This window comes from Amycolatopsis sp. N2S4-7 (assembly GCF_058119595.1).
The window spans coordinates 21,578-39,378 of the sequence record NZ_CP172299.1 but is presented as its reverse complement, the minus strand read 5'-3'; the positions used below and the strand labels follow the sequence as shown (position 1 = coordinate 39,378).

Sequence of the window (17,801 nt, the reverse complement as noted above, 5' to 3'; positions counted from 1 at the left end):
GACCCCAGGAGCACCCATGTCCCCCACCACGACCACGGCGGCGGTTGTCGAGTCCGCCGGCGCCGGGTTCACCCTCGGCGAGGTGGCCCTCGACGAGCTGCGGGCCGACGAAGTCCGGGTCCGGATCGTCGCCACCGGCGTGTGCCACACCGACCTCGGCGTCGCCGCCGGCGCCCTGCCGTTCCCGCTGCCCGGGGTGCTCGGCCACGAAGGCGCCGGGATCGTCGAGCAGGTCGGCGCCGCGGTCACCCGGGTCGCGCCCGGCGACCGGGTCCTGCTCAGCTACACCTCCTGCGGCCGCTGCGCGAACTGCCGCGACGGCCACCCCGCCTACTGCGAGACCTGGCTGCCGGCCAACCTGCTCGGCGGGCGGCGCCCGGACGGCACGTCCCCGCTCTCCCGCGACGGCGCCCCGCTCGGCGGGCACTTCTTCGGCCAGTCCAGCTTCGCCGGGCACGCCGTCGCCGACGAACGCAGCGTCGTCAAAGTCGCCGCCGACGCGCCGCTCGACCTCCTGGCGCCGCTCGGCTGCGGCATCATGACCGGCGCCGGCGCGGTGTGGAACGTCCTCGCGCCGCGGCCGGGCGCCACGCTGCTGGTCACCGGCGCCGGCGCGGTCGGCCTGTCGGCGGTGATGGCCGCCCGCCTGACGCCGGCGACGCGGATCATCGCCGTCGACCGCGTGCCGGGCCGGCTGGACCTCGCCCGGGAGCTCGGCGCCACCGACACGATCGACACGACCGGCGAGGACCTGGCCGAGACGGTCGGGAAGCTGACCGGCGGGCGCGGGGCCGACGGGATCGTCGAGACCACCGGCAACGCCGGTGTCCTGCGGACGGCGATCGGCGCCCTCGCCGCGCGCGGGACCGCGGTTGTCGTGGGCGCGCCGGCGTTCGGCACGGAGGTGCCCGTCGACGTCAACTTCCTGCTGCCCGGCCGGCACGTCACCGGCCTCACGATGGGCGACGCGGACACCCAGGCGCTGGTGCCGACGCTGGCCGAACTCGTCGCCACCGGCCGGTTCCCGCTCGAAAAGCTGGTCACCCACTACGAGTTCGGGCAGATTCAACAGGCGGTGGACGACATGCTCGACGGCAAGACGATCAAACCGGTGCTCCGCTGGTGAAGGAGGAAGCAGTGGACCTGCCCGATTTCGGCCTGGGCAGCTGGCCCCGGCGGCGGGCGCGGATCAACCCGGACCGCACCGCGCTGGTGCAGCACGACCGGACGCTGAGCCACGCCGGGCTCGCCGACCGGGTCGACCGCCTCGCCGGCGCGCTGACCCGGCTCGGCGTGCGCCCCGGTGACCGCGTGGCCTACCTCGGCGTCAACGACATCACGGTGTTCGAGACGCTGTTCGCCACCGCCCGCTGCGGCGCGATCTTCGTGCCGCTCAACTACCGGCTCTCGCCCGTGGAGATCCGGTACATGCTCGATGACTGCGGTGCCGCGGTCCTCGTGCACAGCCCGGACACCGACGAGCTGCTGAAGGACCCGCTGCCGGGCACCCTGCGGCACGTCGTGGCGACGGAGCCGGCGTCGTGCCCGGCGGGCGGCCTGGACTTCGAGGCCGAGCTCGCCGCGTCCGGCCCCCCGCCGGCAACCGCGGTCCGGCTCGAAGACCCCTGCCTGCTGCTCTACACCTCCGGCACCACCGGCCGGCCGAAGGCGGCGGTCCTCACCCACGGCAACGTCACCTGGAACACGGTCAACCAGCTCGCCCACCTCGATGTGCTGGGCACCGACAAGGCGCTGTGCATCGCGCCGCTGTTCCACTGCGTCGGGCTGGGGCAGATCACGCTGCCGACGCTGTTCAAGGGCGGCAGCGTGGAGCCGGTGGCGAAGTTCGATCCGGGCACCATCCTCGCCCGGATCGGCGAAGCCGGGATCACGAGCTTCTCCGCGGTGCCCACGATGCTGGAGATGATGTGCCGCCACGAGCGCTGGGACCACACCGACCTCGGCTCGCTGACGTGCGTGCTCTACGGCGGGTCGCCGGTGGCCGAGCGCGTCGCCCGCGCGTGGCTCGACCGCGGCGTGAAACTCCTCCAGGGCTACGGCATGACCGAAGCCGCCCCGGGCGTGTCCATGGCCACCCACGAGGGCACGCTCGAGCACCCCGTCGCCGCCGGGGTGCCGCACTTCTTCACGGACCTGGCCGCCCTCGGCCCGGACTCCGCCCCGGAACCGCTCGGCGGCACGCCCGCCGAGCTGCTGGTGCGCGGCCCGCACGTGTTCGCCGGCTACTGGAACCGGCCCGAAGAATCCGAAGCCAGCTTCGTCGACGGTGACTGGTTCCGCACCGGGGACGTCGTCCGCGTCGACGACGACGGCTGGGCCCACGTCGTCGACCGGGTCAAGGACATGATCATCTCCGGCGGCGAGAACGTCTACCCCGCCGAGATCGAGGCCGTCGCCGCCCGGCTCGACGCCGTCGACGCGTGCGCCGTGGTGGGCGTGCCCGACGAGCGGTGGGGCGAGGTCGGCGCCGCCTTCGTCGTCCCCCGGCCCGGGTCCGGACTCGACGAGGCCACGTTCCGCGCGCACCTCAAGCACCACCTCGCGCGGTACAAGGTCCCCAAGCACGTGCGGTTCACCGAAGCCCTGCCCCGCAACGCCACCGGCAAGATCCGCCGCGTCGAACTGCGCGCGCTCGCCACCGAAACCTTCACGAACGGACCCGCATGACCCAGGCTTTCCTGCCCCCCTCGCTGCGCCTGGAGATCCAGGACGACGTCGCCGTGCTGCGGCTGGCCCGGGCCGCGAAGCGCAACGCCCTCGACGACGCCACCGTGCTGGGCCTCGAAGCGTTCTTCACCACGCCGCCCTCGGGGATCAAGGCCGTGGTGCTCGCGGCCGATGGCGAGCACTTCTCCGCCGGGCTGGACCTCTCCGAGCTCACCGAGCGCGACGCGTTCGAGGGCCTGGAGCACTCGATGATGTGGCACCGCGCCTTCGAGCGGCTCGAACGCGGCCGGGTGCCGGTTGTCGCCGTGCTCAAGGGCGCGGTTGTCGGCGGCGGGCTGGAACTGGCGGCCGCCGCGCACATCCGCGTCGCCGAGCCGTCGGCGTTCTACGCGCTGCCGGAGGGGCAGCGCGGGCTGTTCGTCGGCGGTGGCGCGTCGGTGCGGGTGCCGCGGCTGATCGGCGCGCACCGGATGGCCGACATGATGCTCACCGGCCGCGTCCTCGACGCCGACGAAGGCCACGCCGCCGGGCTGTCGCACTACCGCACCGGGCCGGGCGAGGGCCTCGAGCACGCGCTCGGCCTGGCCCGCAAGATCGCCACGAACTCCCCGATCACGAACTTCGCCGTCCTGCAGGCCCTCCCCCGCATCGCCGAAGCCAACCCCGCCGAGGGGTACCTGATGGAAGCCCTGATGGCCGCCGTCGCGAGCGGCAGCGCCGAGGCGAAGGAGCGGATGCAGGCGTTCCTGGAAAAGCGCGCCGGGAAGGTGGGCCGATGATCCTGCGCCCGGTCGCCCCCGACGTCCGCGAAACCACCGAGATCGGCCGGTACCTGCGGTGGCTGGAAACCCGCGGGCACTCGTTCGACGGCTACGCGGCCCTGCACCGCTGGTCGGTGACCGACCTCGACGGCTTCTGGTCCTCGATCAAGGACTTCTTCGGCGTCCGCTTCCCCGCCCCGGCCACCGCCGTCGTGGCCGACCGCCGGATGCCCGGCACCGAGTGGTTCCCCGGCGCCACCCTCAACTACGCCGAACACGCCCTCGGCCACGGGCCCGGCGACGCGGCCGCGGTCATCGCCTATTCCCAGACGCGGGAGCGCACCGAGCTCACCTGGGCGCAGCTGCGCGACCAGGTCGCGCGCGCCCGCGCGGGGCTGGCCCGGCTCGGCGTCGGGCGCGGCGACCGCGTCGTCGCGTACCTGCCCAACATCCCCGAAACCGTGGTCGCCTACCTCGCCGTCGCGAGCCTCGGCGCGATCTGGGCGTCCTGCGCCCCCGAGTTCGGCGCCCGCTCGGTCGTCGACCGGTTCGGGCAGATCGAGCCGCGCGTGCTGCTGACCGTCTCCGGCTACCGCTACGGCGCCAAGGACGTCGACCGCCGCGCCGAGGTCGCCGAGATCCGCGCGGGCCTGCCGACCGTCGAGCACGTCGTCCACGTCCCCTACGGCGACCACGAGCTGCCCGGCACCCTCGCCTGGGCCGAGCTGCTCACCGAAAGCGCCCCCGGGTTCGAGCCGGTCGGCTTCGCGCACCCGCTGTGCGTCCTGTTCTCCTCCGGCACCACCGGCAAGCCGAAGGCGATCGTGCACGGCCACGGCGGCATCCTGCTGGAGCACCTCAAGAACCACGGCCTCAGCTGGGATCTGCGTCCCGGCGACCGGATGCTGTGGTTCTCGACCACCGCGTGGATGATGTGGAACGCGCTGGTGTCGGGGTTGCTCACCGGCGCGTCGATCGTGCTGGTCGACGGCAACCCGCTGCACCCGGACCTGGCGTGGCAGTGGCGGCTGGCCCACGAGACCCGCGCGACGCTGATGGGCGCGAGTCCCGGGTTCCTGATGGCGTGCCGGGAAGCGGGCCTCGACCCGGCCGCCGAGTTCGACCTGTCGGCGCTGCGGCAGCTCGGCGCGGCCGGCAGCCCGCTGCCCGCCGAGGGCTTCCACTGGGTGCACGAGCGGTTTCCGGGCGTCCTGCTCAACGTCGGCAGCGGCGGCACCGACGTGTGCAGCGGCATCGTCCAGGGCAGCCCGCTGCAGCCGGTCCGCGCGGGCGAGATCTCCGGTCCCTGCCTCGGCGTCGACGCGCAGGCGTTCGACGAGCACGGTGCCCCGGTGGTCGGGGAACTGGGCGAGCTGGTGATCACCGCCCCGATGCCGTCCATGCCGGTCGGGTTCTGGGGCGACGACTCCGGCGAGCGCTACCGCGAGACGTACTTCTCCACCTATCCCGGCGTCTGGCGGCACGGCGACTGGATCCGGTTCACGCCCGAGGGCGGCTGCGTCATCGCCGGCCGCTCGGACGCCACCCTCAACCGCGGCGGCGTCCGGCTGGGCACGGCCGAGTTCTACGCCGTCGTCGAGGAGCTGCCGGAGGTCGACGACTCCCTCGTCGTGCACCTCGAAGACCCCGCGGGCGGCAACGGCGATCTGCGGTTGTTCGTGGTGCTGCGCGAAGGCGCCGAGCTCGACGACGCGCTGCGCCGCAAGATCACGACAGCGCTGCGCGGCGCGCTTTCGCCGCGGCACGTGCCGGACGCGATCACCGCCGTCCCGGCGATCCCCCGCAACCGCACCGGGAAGAAACTGGAGCTGCCCGTGAAGAAACTCCTGCGCGGCGCCCCGGTCGACGAGGTCGTCGGCCGGGACGTGCTGGCCGACCCGGCGTCCCTCGACGCCTTCCTCGAGGAGCGCGCATGACGACCGTCGCGGTGGTCGGGACCGGCGTGATCGGCGCCGGCTGGGCCGCGCACTTCCTCGCCCACGGCTTCGACGTCGTCGCCACCGACCCGGCACCCGGCGCCGAGGACCGCCTCCGCGCCGACGTCGCCGCGCACTGGCCCGTCGTGGAACGGCTCGGTCTCACCGAGGGCGCGTCGCAGGACCGGCTGCGCTTCGTCGCCGACGCCGGGGAGGCCGCGTCCGCCGCGGATTTCGTGCAGGAGAACGGGCCTGAGCGCGAAAACCTCAAGCACGAGCTGTTCGGCGTGCTCGACGAGGCCGCGCGGCCCGACGTCATCCTGGCGAGCAGCTCGTCCGGGCTGCTGCCGAGCGTCATCGCGCGCGGCTGCCCGAAGCACCCCGAGCGCGTGGTCGTCGGGCACCCGTTCAACCCGCCCCACGTGATCCCGCTCGTCGAAGTCGTCCCCGGGGAGGCCACCGCGCCCGAGGTTGTCGACCGCGCGGTCGCGTTCTACACCGCGGCCGGCAAGCGGCCGATCCGGCTGAGCCGGGAGGTGCCCGGCCACGTCGCGAACCGGCTGCAGGCCGCGCTGTGGCAGGAGGCGTACTCCCTCGTCGAACGCGGCGTCGCGACGGTCGCCGAAATCGACGCCGCCATCGCCCACGGGCCCGGCCTGCGCTGGGCGGTGCTCGGCCCGTTCGTCAACCAGCACCTCTCCGGCGGCGCCGGCGGGCTCGCACACATCCTGCGCCACCTCGGCCCGTCCACCGAAGAGCTGTGGCGCGACCTGGGCCGCGTCCGGATGACGCCGGAGCTCGCCGGGACCCTCGTCGCCGGCGTCGACGCCGAACTGGCCGGCACCGGCCACGACCGGCTCGTCGCGGCCCGCGACGCCGTCCTCGACCAGCTGCTGGCCGCCAAGGCCGCCCAGCCCGACCTGCCCTGACCCCGGGAGTTCCGATGGACCTTTCCTCCTTGACCGCCATCGACGTCCACACGCACGTCGAACAGGACGGCCACGGCTGCTTCGCCCTCGACCAGGAACTGCTCGACGCGTCCGCGAAGTACTTCCGCGCCGACCAGGACCGCACCCCGACGGTGACCGCGATCGCCGAGCACTACCGGGCCCGGAACATGGCCGCCGTCGTCTTCACGGTCGAAGCGCCGGCCGCCACCGGGCACCCCGCGCTGTCGAGCGAGGAGATCGCCGACGCCGCCGCCGAGCACCCGGACGTGCTCATCCCGTTCGGCTCGGTCGACCCGCACGCCGGCAAGGCCGCCGTGCACCGCGCGCGCCGCCTGGTCACCGAGCACGGGGTGCGCGGCTTCAAGTTCCACCCGAGCCTGCAGGCGTTCGAGCCGAACGACGTCCGCTTCTACCCGCTCTACGAAGCGATTTCCGAGCTGGGCGTGCCCGCCCTGTTCCACACCGGGCAGACCGGCATCGGCGCCGGCCTGCCGGGCGGGCACGGCATCAAGCTGCGGTACTCCAACCCGATGCTGCTCGACGACGTCGCCGCGGACTTCCCGCAGCTCACGGTGATCCTGGCGCACCCGTCGGTGCCGTGGCAGGACGAGGCGATCTCGGTCGCGACGCACAAGGCGAACGTGTACATCGACCTGTCCGGCTGGTCGCCGAAGTACTTCCCGCCGCAGCTGGTCCGCGCGGCGAACACGATGCTGAAGCGGAAGGTGCTGTTCGGCTCGGACTTCCCCGTCATCACCCCGGACCGCTGGCTCGCGGACTTCGCCGCGCTCGACCTGAAGGACGAAGTGCGGCCGCTGATCCTCAAGGACAACGCCATCGAGGTGCTCGGCCTGGCCTGAGCACGTTTGTCCGCTACGTCCCCGGGCATCCGCAGCTTTCGAGGATTTCATGATCGGAGGCGGCGTCGTGGCCGAGGGTGACGTGCACACCTACTTCGAAGACGGGCTGTGGAAGAACCGCGTCGAGGGCGGCAGCCGGGCATCCAACACGTCTCCCCGCCGCACGGACGCCGTGCTGGCGGGGCGCCTGATCGCGAAAAAGCGGCGCGTCGGGCACGTGGTCCACACGCCGGAGGGCGACGTCGAGACCGAGCGCGACTACCGGGCCCGCCGCTCCTCGCGCTGAACCGCCGCGACACTCCCGGCCAGGCAGGCCCGCCGCCGCGCTTCCCGCGCCAGCACGGCGAAGTCCCCGACCTCGCCGTCGTCTTCGGCCGGCGGCAGGAGCACCAGCAACGCCCGGCCGCGCGCCCCCGCGGCCCGGGACCACAGCGCGGGCGGCTCTCCGGCGGTGACGGGCTGACCGTGAGCGACGACCACCGCCGTCGCCGGGTCACCCGTGAGTTCCAGTTCGCACGTGACGCTCAGCGGCCAGAGGCCGCCGCGCCACTCCCACGGCGCCGGCAGCGCGAGCCCGGCCGAGGCGAGCACGCGGAACAGGCCGAGGTGGTCGAAGGGGTCGTCCGGCTGCAGGAAGAGGACCGGGTACGCGACGTGGTCGTCGTAGGTCAGCAGTTCGAACTGGGCTCGCAGCGGTGGCGGATCGGCCATGACGCACTCCTGGAGGCGGCACCGGCCGGGAGGCCGGTTCCGCCCCGCGTACCCGGGCATGGCGCCGTCAACCGCGTGACGCATGATCGTCCACAGTAGACGAAGACCCGCCCCCGCTCGGCGAAGGCTGGGGGTACCTGCGAGCGGGGACGGGAGCTGAGGCCGGTACGGGGGCCGCCTCTCGGCGAGTGGCACACCGAGGCTCCAGCCGAACTGGTATTCCCCGGCGGCGAGGGGTGAGGCCCGGGGGCACCGCCGTACCGACATCCGTTACAACGCAGGGGAACCGGCGGTGTTCCCCCACGTGACGCACGTCGCCATCGGGAACCCGCGGCGGCCGTGGAACGTCCCGGGCCGGGTGGCCGGCGAGGCACGGAACCGGTTCCCCGGCCCAGCGACCTGACGTCCCCGGGCCGGGTGGCCGGCGAGGCACGGAACCGGTTCCCCGGCCCAGCGACCTTGCGCCGCGCGACCGGAGCCGAGGGATCGGCCCGGCGGGACCTGTTCCCCGGCCCAGCGTCTTGTGCCGCACCTCAGCCGAGCCCCCGGCGACCTGACGCCGTGCCGCTTCAGCCGCGGGGCAGGACGGCCCACACCGTCTTGCCACCCGAGCCGGACCGGCTGCTTCCCCAGAGCTTCGCGACCTTCGTGACCATCCGCAGACCCAGCCCCGCCTGGACCACGTCGAGCCCCTCCCGCAGCACCGCCGGGTGCGCGCTGTCGTCCGCCACCTCGACCGTCAGCTTCCCGTGGCGCAGCTCGAGCCGCAGGCGGGGTACGGAATCCGTGTGCCGCAGGGCATTTTCCACGAATTCGGTGGCGATGAGCTCGGCGTCCTCGGTCAGCTCGGGCACCATCCACTCCGCGCAGGTGCCCCGGACGAACCCGCGGGCCCGCGCCGACGCCCGCGGCGAGCGGGCCAGCAGCCGCCCGGCCCGGCGGCGCGCCGGGCGGGTCAGCGCGGCTTCCGCCGTGGCGAGGTCCGGGTACACGGGCACGCACCGGTCCACCCCGGCCGCGGCCAGCACGGCCCGCTGCTCGGGACGGCCGGTCACGAGGGCGAACGGGATCGCCGGCCAGTCGCCGACCCGCCGGGCGACGAGCCCGAACACCCGGGTCAGCGCCCGGTCGCGGAGCTCGAGCCGTTCGATGTCGACCAGCACGCCGTCCTCGGAGTCGGTCGCGAACTCGAGCAGCCGGTCACGCAGCTGCGGGTACGTCGTCCGGTCGAGCACGCCGACGACCGACGCCCTCGCCACCGCGCCGTCACGCGGAACCAGCCACACGGAATTGTGCCGGGCGAGCACCGGAACCACCTCCTCGCCGTGGATCACCGGACGGATAGCCGATCCCGAACCCGTCAAACACAGCGAATCTCCGGTTGACGCGGCCGATCGGGGGAACCCGCCGGGCTCGGAAGGGAGACCACGTTGTTCCGTCACACGAAGCTGCTGCAGTTCGAAGCCAAGCCCGAAAAGCCCGACCCCGTCTACGCCCACAAACTCCAGGAACTCATCGGCGGCGCCTACGGCGAAATGACCGTCACCATGCAGTACCTCTTCCAAGGCTGGAACTGCCGCATCGAAGGCAAGTACAAAGACCTCATCATGGACACCGCCACCGAAGAAATCGGCCACGTCGAAATGCTCGCCACCATGGTCGCCCGCCTGCTGGAAGGCGCCCCCGCCACCATGACCGCCGAAGCCGTCAAAGACCCCGTCATGGCCGCCGTCATCGGCGGGATGGACCCCCAGCAAGCCATCGTCGCCGGCGGCGGCGCCCTGCCCGCCGACTCCAACGGCTACCCCTGGAACGCCAAATACATCGTCGCCTCCGGCAACCTGCTCGCCGACTTCCGCGCCAACGCCGCCGCCGAAGCCCAAGGCCGCCTCCAAACCGCCCGGCTCTACAACATGACCGACGACCCCGGCGTCAAAGCCATGCTCAAGTTCAACCTCGCCCGCGACACCGTCCACCAGAAACAATGGCTCGCCGCCATCGAAGAACTCAAAGCCGACGGCCTCGAAGACGACATCGCCCCCAACGCCCTGCTCGACGAAGAAGACCAGACCCACAACAACACCATCTGGCACCTCTCCGACGGACCCGACGGCGCCAAAGGCGGCTGGACCACCCGCGACGGCATCGAATACCTCACCGACCCCGCACCCCTCGGCGGCCCCGGCACCGCACCCCCGCCCGATCCCGCCCTCTACGGCACCTATGCCACCCAGCCGGTGGAAAACGGCGGCGATCCGGCCCTCGAACCGGCCGAGGGCGACGTCGAAACGTTCTACGACGGCTCGGTGTGGAAGAACAAGGTCGTCGGCAACTCACGCGCGTCCGGCAGCGCCGAAACGAAGTCCGACGCCGTCGCGGACGGGCGGAAACTGGCGATCAAGCGCGGGACGGCCCACTTCATCCACACGAAGGACGGCCGGATCGGCGAGCGCCGGACCTATCCGCGCGCCCGTTCCTGAGGTCACGAAGGCGGCATGCCCCCGCTGTCGGCACCTTCTTCGTCGCTTTCGGCGGGCCACGGTTCCTGGTCGCGAAAGGTCGGCTCGGTGTGCTCACCGCCGATGTCGGCGTCCTCTTCCATGCTTTCGGCGGTCACCGGATCGATTTCGGGAGTGCTCATGGCGTCCTCCATTCGGGCGAAACCGGCGCATACCCGGCGGACCGGCGGGTGAAACGCGTTTGCCGGACCCGCCGCCGGGCATGCCGCCCCGGCGGGTCCCCCGGCCGAGGGTCCCGTCCCGTCCGAATCGGAGGAAGCGACCATGGCATCGACGGAGACCGCGGTCCGGCGGACCCCCCGCCAGCTTCTCGCGGCGATCGTGGGAGTGGTTTTCCTGCTGGTGGGCGTGCTGGGCTTCATTCCCGGCGTGACGACCCACTACGACATGCTCACCTGGGCCGGGCACCACTCCGGTGCCATGCTCCTGGGCATCTTCACCGTGTCGATCCTGCACAACCTCGTCCACCTGGCGTTCGGCGTCGCCGGGCTCGCCATGGCCAGGACGCCGGGCGGCGCCCGGGCCTTCCTGGTCGGCGGCGGCGTGATCTACCTCGTCCTGTGGCTCTACGGCCTGGTGATCGACCAGGGCAGCGCGGCCAACTTCGTCCCGCTCAACACCGCCGACAACTGGCTGCACTTCGGCCTGGGCGTCGGGATGATCGCGCTCGGCCTCATCCCGCTCGGCGCCACCCGCAGTCCGATCGCCGACTCGCGGTGAGCGGACGCCGGGCCGGGCGGGCCGTTCACGACGGCCGCCCGGCCCGGCTCCCCGCGTAGGCCCGCTCCCGCAGCCGCATGAGCCACTCGGGGGCGAACTCCAGCCCGTCCGGGCGGTTCAGCATCGGATCGAACGACGGCGCGTCCCCGGCGATCTCCCGCAGGGTCAGCTCCGCGCTGTCGCACCAGCGCCCGTCCTCGCGGCCGGTCCGGAGCACGAACCGCAGCCCCGGTTCCACCGCCGCGAGCGAAGCTTCGATCCGCGGCGACGACGCTTCCGCCCACGCCCCGAGCCAGATCAGCCGGTCGGCGCGGCGGTAGGGCACGAGGCTGCTGTACGCGCCGCGCGTCCACGCGGCCGCCGGGCGCGGCAGCATCCGGCCGAGGTGGCCGCTGCCCGCCGTCGTCAGCGTGATGTCCCACGGCCCGCCGTCCCGGCCCGCGCCGGGGATCCGCACCGCCAGCCCGAGCGCGTCCGGCAGCCGTCCCGGTGTCCCGGCCCCTTTGGACAGCCGCGCGACCACCGCGACCGGCCCGGCCGGCCACGGCAGGTCGTCCGCGACCGCCCGCAGCTCACCGCGCAGCACGACGCCGGCGGGGTGGAAGGCCGGGGCGCGCCGCAGCGCCGCCAGCCCGCGGAAGCCCGCCGTCACCAGGCCTGCCGGCGTAGTCATGTGTATTTCCTCCCCGCGCGGGTTATCCGATCCCACCGGCGTTACCCGCCGGGAGCCCGGTGAAACCCGACCCGAGGAGCCCATCATCGCCACCGCGGTCCTGTTCGACGTCGACGGCACGCTCGTCGACTCCAACTACCTCCACGTCCACGCCTGGCGCCGCGCCTTCCACGCCCTGGACCGGGACATCGACTCCTGGCGCGTGCACCGCGCGATCGGCAAGGGTTCCGGCAAGCTGCTGAGCACCCTGCTGGGTGACGAAGACGCCGGCCGGATCGGCGACGAGGCCAAGGAACTGCACAGCCGTTTCTACCTGGAGACGGCGGAGTTGCTGCGGCCGTTCGACCGGGCGCCCGAGCTGGTCCGCACGCTGGCGGAGCGCGGGGTGCGCGTCGTGCTGGCGACGTCGGCCGCGCCCGACGAGCTGGACGTGCTGCGCCGGGTCCTCGACGTCGACGACGTGATCGCCGCGATCGTCTCCGGCGACGACGTCGAAGCGACGAAACCCGATCCGGAGCCGGTGCTCGCGGCCCTCGACAAGGCCGGCACGGCCCCGGAGGACACGATCTTCGTCGGCGACGCGGTCTGGGACGTCCACGCCGCCACGAAGGCCGGCGTGAAGACGGTCTCGGTGCTGTCCGGCGGAATCAGCGCGGCCGAGCTGCTCGAAGCGGGCGCGGTCGCGACGTACGACGACACCGCGGCGCTCCTGGCCGGACTCGACCACAGCGCGCTGGCCGGCCTGTTCAGCTGACCGGTTTGCGGGCGACCAGCCGCTCCACCAGGCCGAGCTTGAACCGCTCGCGCCGCTCCACCGGCAGCCCCAGCGCCTCGACCACGTTCAGCGGACGACGCCGGAAGTGCTCGCCGGCGAGCGGCACGCTGGCCAGTTCCACCAGCCACTGCATCGCCCGCACCACCCACGGCGAAGCCGCCACGTGGTCGACCAGGATCAGCCGGCCGCCGGGGCGCAGGACCCGCGCCATCTCCGCCACGGCCGCCACGTGGTCCGGGATGGCGCAGAGGCCGAACGTGCACACCACGGTGTCGAAGGACGCGTCGGCGAACGGCAGCTCGTGGGCGCTGCCCTGCCGCAGCGTCACCGCGCGGCCGAGCCGGCGGGCCCGGTCGCGGGCGAGAGCGAGCATCCCCTCGCTGAGGTCGAGCCCGGTGAGCGGTACCTCGGCGGGGTAGCACGGCAGGTTCAGCCCGGTCCCGACGGCGACCTCCAGAACCTCGCCCGAAACCTGCCCGCAGGCCCACTCCCGCGAGTCACCGAAGAGGCGGCGGTCCCAGACGCCCATCTCGTCGTCGTAGGTCGACGACTTCCGGTCCCAGTACCGCCGCCACCGCTCCGCCTTCGTCATGCCCTCAGCGAAGCACGGTCCGCCTCAGCTCGACAGCCCGGCGAACATGCCGGGCTCGTACGCGCCACCCTTCTGGTGCACGATCACGGCGAGCCGGTTGGCCGAGTTCATCTGGGCGACCAGGGCGACGAGCGCCGCGGTCTGCTCGTCGTCGTAGTGCTCGCGCACCGCAGCCCAGGTGCCGTCGGAGACGCCGGGGTGGGCGTCGGCGATCCGCGTGCCCTCTTCGGCCAGGGCCAGCGCGGCCCGCTCGGCCTCGGTGAACACCGTGGCCTCGCGCCAGGCGGCGACCAGGTGGATCCGGACCGCGGGCTCGCCGGCGGCCGCGAGTTCCTTGGTGTGGATGTCGACGCACCAGCCGCAGCCGTTGACCTGGCTGACGCGCAGCGACACCAGTTCCTGCGTGACCTTCGGCAGCGTCGACTGGACGATCGCCAGGCTCGCGGTGCCGAACCGCTTGGCGAACTTGGCGCCGACTTCGGCGTCGACCAGATTGAAACGGGGTTCCATGACTTCGTCCTCACTCGTGTCGCGAATCGAACGACCACCAGATGCCGGGCCACCCGCCGCCCGTGACACCGTGGGCACGTGAGGACGGTCACTGTCACGCCGCCGCGACGCGCGGCATCTGGTGGTAAACCCCGCCGAGCGCGAAAGAGGAGCCACCCATGGCCGACCCCGCCACCGAGGCGTTCCTCGCCCACCGGAACCTGCTGTTCACCGTCGCCTACCAGCTGCTCGGCTCGGCCGCCGACGCCGAAGACGTCCTGCAGGAGACGTGGCTGCGGTGGGTGGGCGTGGACCTCGCCGGCGTGCGGGACCAGCGCGCCTACCTGGTCCGGATGACCAGCCGCCAGGCGCTGATGCGGCTGCGGACCCTCGGCAGGCGCAAGGAGTCCTACGTCGGCCCGTGGCTGCCCGAGCCGCTGCTGACCGCGCCCGACGTCGCCGAAGACGTCGAGCTGGCCGACAGCGTGTCGCTGGCGATGCTGCTGGTGCTGGAGACGCTCACCCCGGCGGAGCGGGCGGTCTTCGTGCTGCGGGACGTCTTCGCCCTCGCCTACGACGAAATCGCCGAAGCCGTCGGCAAAAGCCCGGCCGCGGTCCGCCAGATCGCCCACCGGGCCCGCTCCCACGTCGCCGCCCGCCGCCCGCGCGGGGCCGTCTCCCCGGCGACGGCCCGTGGCGCGCTGGCAGCGTTCCAGCGCGCCGTCGAGACCGGCGACCTGCGCCACCTGCTCGACATCCTCGCCCCGGACGTCGTGTTCCTGGGCGACGGTGGTGGTGTCGTGCAGGCGGTGCTGTCCCCGGTGGTCGGAGCGGGCGACGTGGGCCGGCTGCTGACCGCGGGCCTGGGCAGCTTCGCCGGCGGGGCGCTGCGGCCGGCCCACGTCAACGGCTACCCGGCGCTGATCTTCCGCCGCGACGGCCGGGTCGACACGGTCCTGGCGGTCCGCGTCGACGACGGCCTGATCACCGGGCTGTACGCGGTGCGCAACCCCGAGAAGCTGTCGCGGCTGGAGGAAGAGACCACGCTGCGCCGGTGAGTCACTCGGCGGCCGCGGCCGCGATCACCTCGGCGACGACCTCCGGCTGGGAAACCGCGACGGCGTGGGAGGCATCGATCCGGCGGACCGTCGACGACGCGCGCTCGGCCATGAACTCCTGGGCCGCGGCCGGGATCGCGTTGTCGTGGTTGGCGATCAGCGTCCACGAGGGCAGCTTCGTCCACGCCGGGGTGCCTTCGAACGGGGCCGCGAGGGCTTCCTGCGCGACCGGCCGCTGGGTGACCGCCATGACCGCGGCGGTGTCCGCGGGCACGTCGGCGGCGAAGACCTCGGCGAAGTCCGCGGGCTTGATCGACAGCTCGGGTCGGCCGTCGTGGACGAGGACGTTCGTGGTCTCCGGGCCGAGCTTGGCGCCCGGGTAGCGGCCGGACAGCTCGAACACGCTCTCCCCCGCGTCGGGCTGGAAGGCGGCGATGTAGACGAGGGCGCGGACGTTCGGCGTCCCGGTGGCCGCGCGGGTGATCAGGGCGCCGCCGTAGGAGTGCCCGGCGAGCACGACGGGGCCGTCGACGCCGTTGACCACGTCCGCGACGTACGCCGCGTCGGACTCGACGCCGCGCAGCGGGTTCGCCACCGCGACGACCGGGAAGCCCTGCTCCTGCAGCTTCGACACGACCCCGGTCCAGCTGGACGAGTCGGCGAACGCGCCGTGGACCAGGACGATGGTGGGCTTGCTCATGGCTGGCTCCTCAATGAGAGAACGATCGGTCTTTCTGTCTCCATACTCTGGCCTGTCCGGACCGCCGTGGCAATGTGATGAAGCCGATCTGGTGGAACGACTGTTCTTTCTCTATGGTGGGCAGATGGAGACTGCGCACCCGAAGGACCGGCTGCTCGCGACCGCGTCCCGGCTCTTCTACGCCGAGGGCATCCACGCGGTGGGCGTCGAGCGCCTGGTCTCCGAGGCGTCCGTGACGCGGGCGACCTTCTACCGGCACTACCCGACCAAGGACGACCTGGTCGCGGCCTACCTCGCGACCACGAGCCGCCAGATCCGCGCGGCCGTCGACGCGGCACGGGCGGGCAAACCCCCGCGCGAGGCGCTGGCGGACACCCTGGGCGTGGTCGGCGACGCGACCTGCGGCGACGATTTCCGCGGCTGCCAGTTCCTCAACGCGGCGGCGGAGTTCCCCGACCCCGAGCACCTGGTCCGCCGGGTGATCGACGACCACCGCGAGTGGTTCTTCGGGGTCCTCCGCGAGCAGGCGGAGGCCCTCGGCCACCCGGACCCGGACTATGCGGCCCGGGTGTTGGTGCTGCTCCGCGACGGTGCCCTCCACGGCGGTGAGCTCGACGACGCGGAGACGGTTCGTGCCACCCTGCGCCGCGCGGTGGAGGACTTCTTCCCGGCTTGAGTGGTGCAGCGTTGCCGGCCGGGTTTGTCGTCCTGGAACGCACGCGCCCGACCGATTCCCCACCCCGGACCGCGATCACCCCGCGTGCTGGAATGGGCAGCGTGCCGTCCGACCTGCCCGAAGACCCGCTCCCCCGGATCGCGCACCCCCGCGCCCTGCTCTTCGCCCTGCCCGCCGCCGGGCGGCGATGGAGTGCCGGGGTGCGGGCCGCGGCCGCCGTCGGTGTGCCCGGCGCTCTCGTCGTCCTCGCCGGCCATGCCGACGTCGCGCTCTTCGTCACCTTCGGCGCCTTCGCCGTCCTGTACGGCGAAGGCCGTCCCTACCGGGTCCGCGCCGGAGTAGTCCTTACCGCCGCCACCGCGTTGCTCCTCGCCGCGGCCCTCGGGACGACAGTCGGCCGGACCGCCGGCAGCACCGTCGCCGTCGTGGTCGTGGTCACCGCCGTCGGGCTCCTCGCCGTCTACACCGTCGACGCCCTGCGCCTCGGGCCGCCCGGCGCGTTGTTCTTCGCTCTCGTCTGCGGCGGCGCGATGGTCGCCACCGAGGCCGGCGCGGACCCGGTGACGCTGCTCGTCTGCACCGCGCTGGGCGGCGTCTCCTCGGTGGCGGTGTCGATGACCGGGTTCCTGACCGACCGCGGCAAGCCGGAACGCACGGCCGTCGAACGGGCGGTGCGCGCCGTCGACGCCTTCCTCGGCACGGAAAACCCGAGCGCCGAGATCCGGCACGCGGCGGGCTCGGCCATCTCGGCGGCCTGGAACGCGGTGCACGACGCCGGGCACGGACCCGCCTCGGCGCCCGCGACGACGTTGATCGCCGCGCACCGGCGCTTCGCCGACGCGACCGGAACCGGCGAACCGGGCGAAGTGCTGCCCCTGCCCCGGCCGAGCGTCGGGTACCGGCTGCGCCGGTCGGCGACTTTCCGCTCGCACGCGACGGTGACCGTGCTGCGCGTCGGCGTCACCTGCGTGGCCGCCGGCAGCCTGAGCGCGAGCCTGGGCCTGGCGCGCCCGCACTGGGCGATCCTCAGCGCCCTCGTGGTCCTGCAGCAGGGCACCGACCGGGTCCGGGCGAACGTGCGCGGCCTGCAGCGGTTCGCCGGCACCGCGGCCGGCCTCGGGTTGTTCGCCCTGCTCTTCCGGCTCGCCCCCACCGGCCTCGCGCTGATCGTCACGATCGCGGCGCTGCAGTTCTGCATCGAGCTGTTCGTCCCGCGCAACTACGCCGTGGCCGTCGTGTTCATCACCCCGGTCGCCCTGCTCGCCGGCGGCGCCGCGGTGACCGGCGCGGTCGGCCCGGTGCTGCGCGACCGGCTGGTCGAGACCGTGCTCGGCGTCGCGCTCGCGATGCTGTCGCAGTACCTGATCGCGCCGAACGCGCACCGCACGACGTTCCGCTGGACCGAGGCCCGCGTGCGCGACGCCGCCCTCGCCCTGCTCGCCACCGCGCGCCGGGAACCGGCGATGCCCCTGCGCCGCGACCTGCAGTTCGAGCTCGAGGGCACGACCCGCGCCGCGATCGACTCCGCGCACAACGACCTCGGCTGGACGCGCCGGCACTGGCCCGCGCACGCCGCGCTGGTCCACCTCGGCTACGACCTGCTCGCGGCGTGCTGGGCGACCGGCCCCGGCGAGGAGCTCGCCGGCGCGGACCGGTGGGAACAAGCGTTCCGCCCGTCTTCACCTGCATAAA

At 73.2% G+C, this 17,801-nt stretch carries 20 protein-coding genes and 1 pseudogene; 14 read left to right on the top strand and 7 right to left on the bottom strand.

The window, feature by feature from the left end; translation table 11 throughout:
- The first annotated feature begins 16 nt into the window (after nucleotides 1-16).
- The 7 genes from ACH54P_RS00210 (at nucleotide 17) to ACH54P_RS00180 (ending at nucleotide 7,482) form a co-directional block, all read left to right on the top strand.
- Entirely contained in the window at nucleotides 17-1,126 is a 1,110-nt protein-coding gene (locus tag ACH54P_RS00210; RefSeq protein WP_489910237.1) for an NAD(P)-dependent alcohol dehydrogenase, read from the top strand.
- An 11-nt stretch (nucleotides 1,127-1,137) separates the two neighbouring features.
- A complete protein-coding gene (locus ACH54P_RS00205; protein ID WP_489910236.1) occupies nucleotides 1,138-2,688 on the top strand; it encodes an acyl-CoA synthetase in 1,551 nt (516 codons plus the stop codon).
- Complete coding sequence (locus ACH54P_RS00200; RefSeq protein ID WP_489910235.1) at nucleotides 2,685-3,467, top strand: crotonase/enoyl-CoA hydratase family protein; 783 nt, start codon at nucleotides 2,685-2,687, stop codon at nucleotides 3,465-3,467. Before ACH54P_RS00205 ends, ACH54P_RS00200 begins: the two co-directional genes overlap by 4 nt.
- Complete coding sequence (locus ACH54P_RS00195) at nucleotides 3,464-5,386, top strand: acetoacetate--CoA ligase (RefSeq protein ID WP_489910234.1); 1,923 nt, start codon at nucleotides 3,464-3,466, stop codon at nucleotides 5,384-5,386. Before ACH54P_RS00200 ends, ACH54P_RS00195 begins: the two co-directional genes overlap by 4 nt.
- Nucleotides 5,383-6,315 carry a 3-hydroxyacyl-CoA dehydrogenase NAD-binding domain-containing protein gene (locus ACH54P_RS00190; RefSeq protein WP_489910233.1) on the top strand — a complete coding sequence of 311 codons (933 nt, stop codon included), beginning with the start codon at nucleotides 5,383-5,385 and terminating at the stop codon, nucleotides 6,313-6,315. The genes ACH54P_RS00195 and ACH54P_RS00190 overlap by 4 nt, the downstream gene beginning before the upstream one ends.
- A gap of 14 nt (nucleotides 6,316-6,329) precedes the next feature.
- Nucleotides 6,330-7,196, top strand: a complete 867-nt coding sequence (gene couO / locus ACH54P_RS00185; RefSeq protein WP_489910232.1) for a 4-hydroxyphenyl-beta-ketoacyl-CoA hydrolase — start codon at nucleotides 6,330-6,332, stop codon at nucleotides 7,194-7,196.
- 67 nt (nucleotides 7,197-7,263) lie between these two features.
- The gene (locus tag ACH54P_RS00180; protein WP_489917065.1) at nucleotides 7,264-7,482 is read left to right on the top strand and encodes a DUF2188 domain-containing protein; all 219 of its coding nucleotides are present in this window, start codon (nucleotides 7,264-7,266) and stop codon (nucleotides 7,480-7,482) included.
- Here ACH54P_RS00180 and ACH54P_RS00175 read toward each other — a convergent pair.
- Together ACH54P_RS00175 and ACH54P_RS00170 are read right to left on the bottom strand one after the other, a co-directional pair.
- Nucleotides 7,455-7,907, bottom strand: coding sequence for a hypothetical protein (locus tag ACH54P_RS00175; RefSeq protein ID WP_489910231.1), 453 nt, complete (start codon nucleotides 7,905-7,907; stop codon nucleotides 7,455-7,457). The genes ACH54P_RS00180 and ACH54P_RS00175 overlap by 28 nt on opposite strands.
- Before the next feature lie 569 nt (nucleotides 7,908-8,476).
- Nucleotides 8,477-9,214 (bottom strand): ATP-binding protein, encoded by a 738-nt coding sequence (locus ACH54P_RS00170; protein ID WP_489917063.1) that lies wholly within the window; start codon nucleotides 9,212-9,214, stop codon nucleotides 8,477-8,479.
- A gap of 123 nt (nucleotides 9,215-9,337) precedes the next feature.
- Between ACH54P_RS00170 and ACH54P_RS00165 the strand changes: the two are divergent.
- A pseudogene (locus ACH54P_RS00165) lies at nucleotides 9,338-10,135 on the top strand (manganese catalase); the annotation flags it as partial.
- 9 nt (nucleotides 10,136-10,144) lie between these two features.
- A complete protein-coding gene (locus ACH54P_RS00160; RefSeq protein WP_489917061.1) occupies nucleotides 10,145-10,387 on the top strand; it encodes a DUF2188 domain-containing protein in 243 nt (80 codons plus the stop codon).
- 2 nt (nucleotides 10,388-10,389) lie between these two features.
- Here ACH54P_RS00160 and ACH54P_RS00155 read toward each other — a convergent pair whose 3' ends face one another.
- The gene (locus ACH54P_RS00155) at nucleotides 10,390-10,548 is read right to left on the bottom strand and encodes a hypothetical protein (RefSeq protein WP_489910230.1); all 159 of its coding nucleotides are present in this window, start codon (nucleotides 10,546-10,548) and stop codon (nucleotides 10,390-10,392) included.
- A 142-nt stretch (nucleotides 10,549-10,690) separates the two neighbouring features.
- Here ACH54P_RS00155 and ACH54P_RS00150 point away from each other — a divergent pair, with 142 nt between their 5' ends.
- On the top strand, nucleotides 10,691-11,146 hold the full coding sequence (locus ACH54P_RS00150) for a DUF4383 domain-containing protein (protein WP_489910229.1): 456 nt from the start codon (nucleotides 10,691-10,693) through the stop codon (nucleotides 11,144-11,146).
- 25 nt (nucleotides 11,147-11,171) lie between these two features.
- On the opposite strand, the gene ACH54P_RS00145 is transcribed toward ACH54P_RS00150, so the two are convergent.
- Complete coding sequence (locus ACH54P_RS00145) at nucleotides 11,172-11,819, bottom strand: hypothetical protein (protein ID WP_489910228.1); 648 nt, start codon at nucleotides 11,817-11,819, stop codon at nucleotides 11,172-11,174.
- Between ACH54P_RS00145 and ACH54P_RS00140 the strand changes: the two genes are divergently transcribed.
- The gene (locus ACH54P_RS00140) at nucleotides 11,818-12,573 is read left to right on the top strand and encodes an HAD family hydrolase (RefSeq protein WP_489910227.1); all 756 of its coding nucleotides are present in this window, start codon (nucleotides 11,818-11,820) and stop codon (nucleotides 12,571-12,573) included. The genes ACH54P_RS00145 and ACH54P_RS00140 overlap by 2 nt on opposite strands.
- On the opposite strand, the gene ACH54P_RS00135 is transcribed toward ACH54P_RS00140, so the two are convergent.
- Together ACH54P_RS00135 and ACH54P_RS00130 are read right to left on the bottom strand one after the other, a co-directional pair.
- Nucleotides 12,566-13,186, bottom strand: a complete 621-nt coding sequence (locus tag ACH54P_RS00135) for a class I SAM-dependent methyltransferase (protein WP_489910226.1) — start codon at nucleotides 13,184-13,186, stop codon at nucleotides 12,566-12,568. The two genes, ACH54P_RS00140 and ACH54P_RS00135, sit on opposite strands and share 8 nt — an antisense overlap.
- A gap of 24 nt (nucleotides 13,187-13,210) precedes the next feature.
- Nucleotides 13,211-13,696, bottom strand: a complete 486-nt coding sequence (locus ACH54P_RS00130; RefSeq protein WP_489910225.1) for a carboxymuconolactone decarboxylase family protein — start codon at nucleotides 13,694-13,696, stop codon at nucleotides 13,211-13,213.
- A gap of 158 nt (nucleotides 13,697-13,854) precedes the next feature.
- Between ACH54P_RS00130 and ACH54P_RS00125 the strand changes: the two genes are divergently transcribed.
- Complete coding sequence (locus ACH54P_RS00125; protein ID WP_489910224.1) at nucleotides 13,855-14,733, top strand: RNA polymerase sigma-70 factor; 879 nt, start codon at nucleotides 13,855-13,857, stop codon at nucleotides 14,731-14,733.
- Between the two features lies 1 nt (nucleotide 14,734).
- Here the strand turns inward: ACH54P_RS00125 and ACH54P_RS00120 are convergent, their stop codons facing one another.
- Nucleotides 14,735-15,433: an alpha/beta fold hydrolase gene (locus ACH54P_RS00120; protein ID WP_489910223.1), complete on the bottom strand. Its 699-nt coding sequence runs from the start codon at nucleotides 15,431-15,433 to the stop codon at nucleotides 14,735-14,737.
- Nucleotides 15,434-15,557: 124 nt separating this feature from the next.
- Between ACH54P_RS00120 and ACH54P_RS00115 the strand changes: the two genes are divergently transcribed.
- Nucleotides 15,558-16,109 carry a TetR/AcrR family transcriptional regulator gene (locus ACH54P_RS00115; RefSeq protein WP_489910222.1) on the top strand — a complete coding sequence of 184 codons (552 nt, stop codon included), beginning with the start codon at nucleotides 15,558-15,560 and terminating at the stop codon, nucleotides 16,107-16,109.
- A 101-nt stretch (nucleotides 16,110-16,210) separates the two neighbouring features.
- Entirely contained in the window at nucleotides 16,211-17,800 is a 1,590-nt protein-coding gene (locus ACH54P_RS00110; RefSeq protein ID WP_489910221.1) for an FUSC family protein, read from the top strand.
- Nucleotide 17,801: the final 1 nt, after the last annotated feature.

Bases quoted from the DNA above. Each gene is read 5' to 3' on its own strand.
- ACH54P_RS00140 (WP_489910227.1), top strand. From the start codon at position 11,818: ATGTGTATTTCCTCCCCGCGCGGGTTATCCGATCCCACCGGCGTTACC.
- ACH54P_RS00210 (WP_489910237.1), top strand. From the start codon at position 17: ATGTCCCCCACCACGACCACGGCGGCGGTTGTCGAGTCCGCCGGCGCC.
- ACH54P_RS00155 (WP_489910230.1), bottom strand. From the start codon at position 10,548: ATGAGCACTCCCGAAATCGATCCGGTGACCGCCGAAAGCATGGAAGAG.
- ACH54P_RS00120 (WP_489910223.1), bottom strand. From the start codon at position 15,433: ATGAGCAAGCCCACCATCGTCCTGGTCCACGGCGCGTTCGCCGACTCG.
- ACH54P_RS00125 (WP_489910224.1), top strand. From the start codon at position 13,855: ATGGCCGACCCCGCCACCGAGGCGTTCCTCGCCCACCGGAACCTGCTG.
- ACH54P_RS00130 (WP_489910225.1), bottom strand. From the start codon at position 13,696: ATGGAACCCCGTTTCAATCTGGTCGACGCCGAAGTCGGCGCCAAGTTC.
- ACH54P_RS00195 (WP_489910234.1), top strand. From the start codon at position 3,464: ATGATCCTGCGCCCGGTCGCCCCCGACGTCCGCGAAACCACCGAGATC.
- ACH54P_RS00175 (WP_489910231.1), bottom strand. From the start codon at position 7,907: ATGGCCGATCCGCCACCGCTGCGAGCCCAGTTCGAACTGCTGACCTAC.
- couO (WP_489910232.1), top strand. From the start codon at position 6,330: ATGGACCTTTCCTCCTTGACCGCCATCGACGTCCACACGCACGTCGAA.
- ACH54P_RS00145 (WP_489910228.1), bottom strand. From the start codon at position 11,819: ATGACTACGCCGGCAGGCCTGGTGACGGCGGGCTTCCGCGGGCTGGCG.
- ACH54P_RS00115 (WP_489910222.1), top strand. From the start codon at position 15,558: ATGGAGACTGCGCACCCGAAGGACCGGCTGCTCGCGACCGCGTCCCGG.
- ACH54P_RS00150 (WP_489910229.1), top strand. From the start codon at position 10,691: ATGGCATCGACGGAGACCGCGGTCCGGCGGACCCCCCGCCAGCTTCTC.
- ACH54P_RS00135 (WP_489910226.1), bottom strand. From the start codon at position 13,186: ATGACGAAGGCGGAGCGGTGGCGGCGGTACTGGGACCGGAAGTCGTCG.
- ACH54P_RS00200 (WP_489910235.1), top strand. From the start codon at position 2,685: ATGACCCAGGCTTTCCTGCCCCCCTCGCTGCGCCTGGAGATCCAGGAC.
- ACH54P_RS00190 (WP_489910233.1), top strand. From the start codon at position 5,383: ATGACGACCGTCGCGGTGGTCGGGACCGGCGTGATCGGCGCCGGCTGG.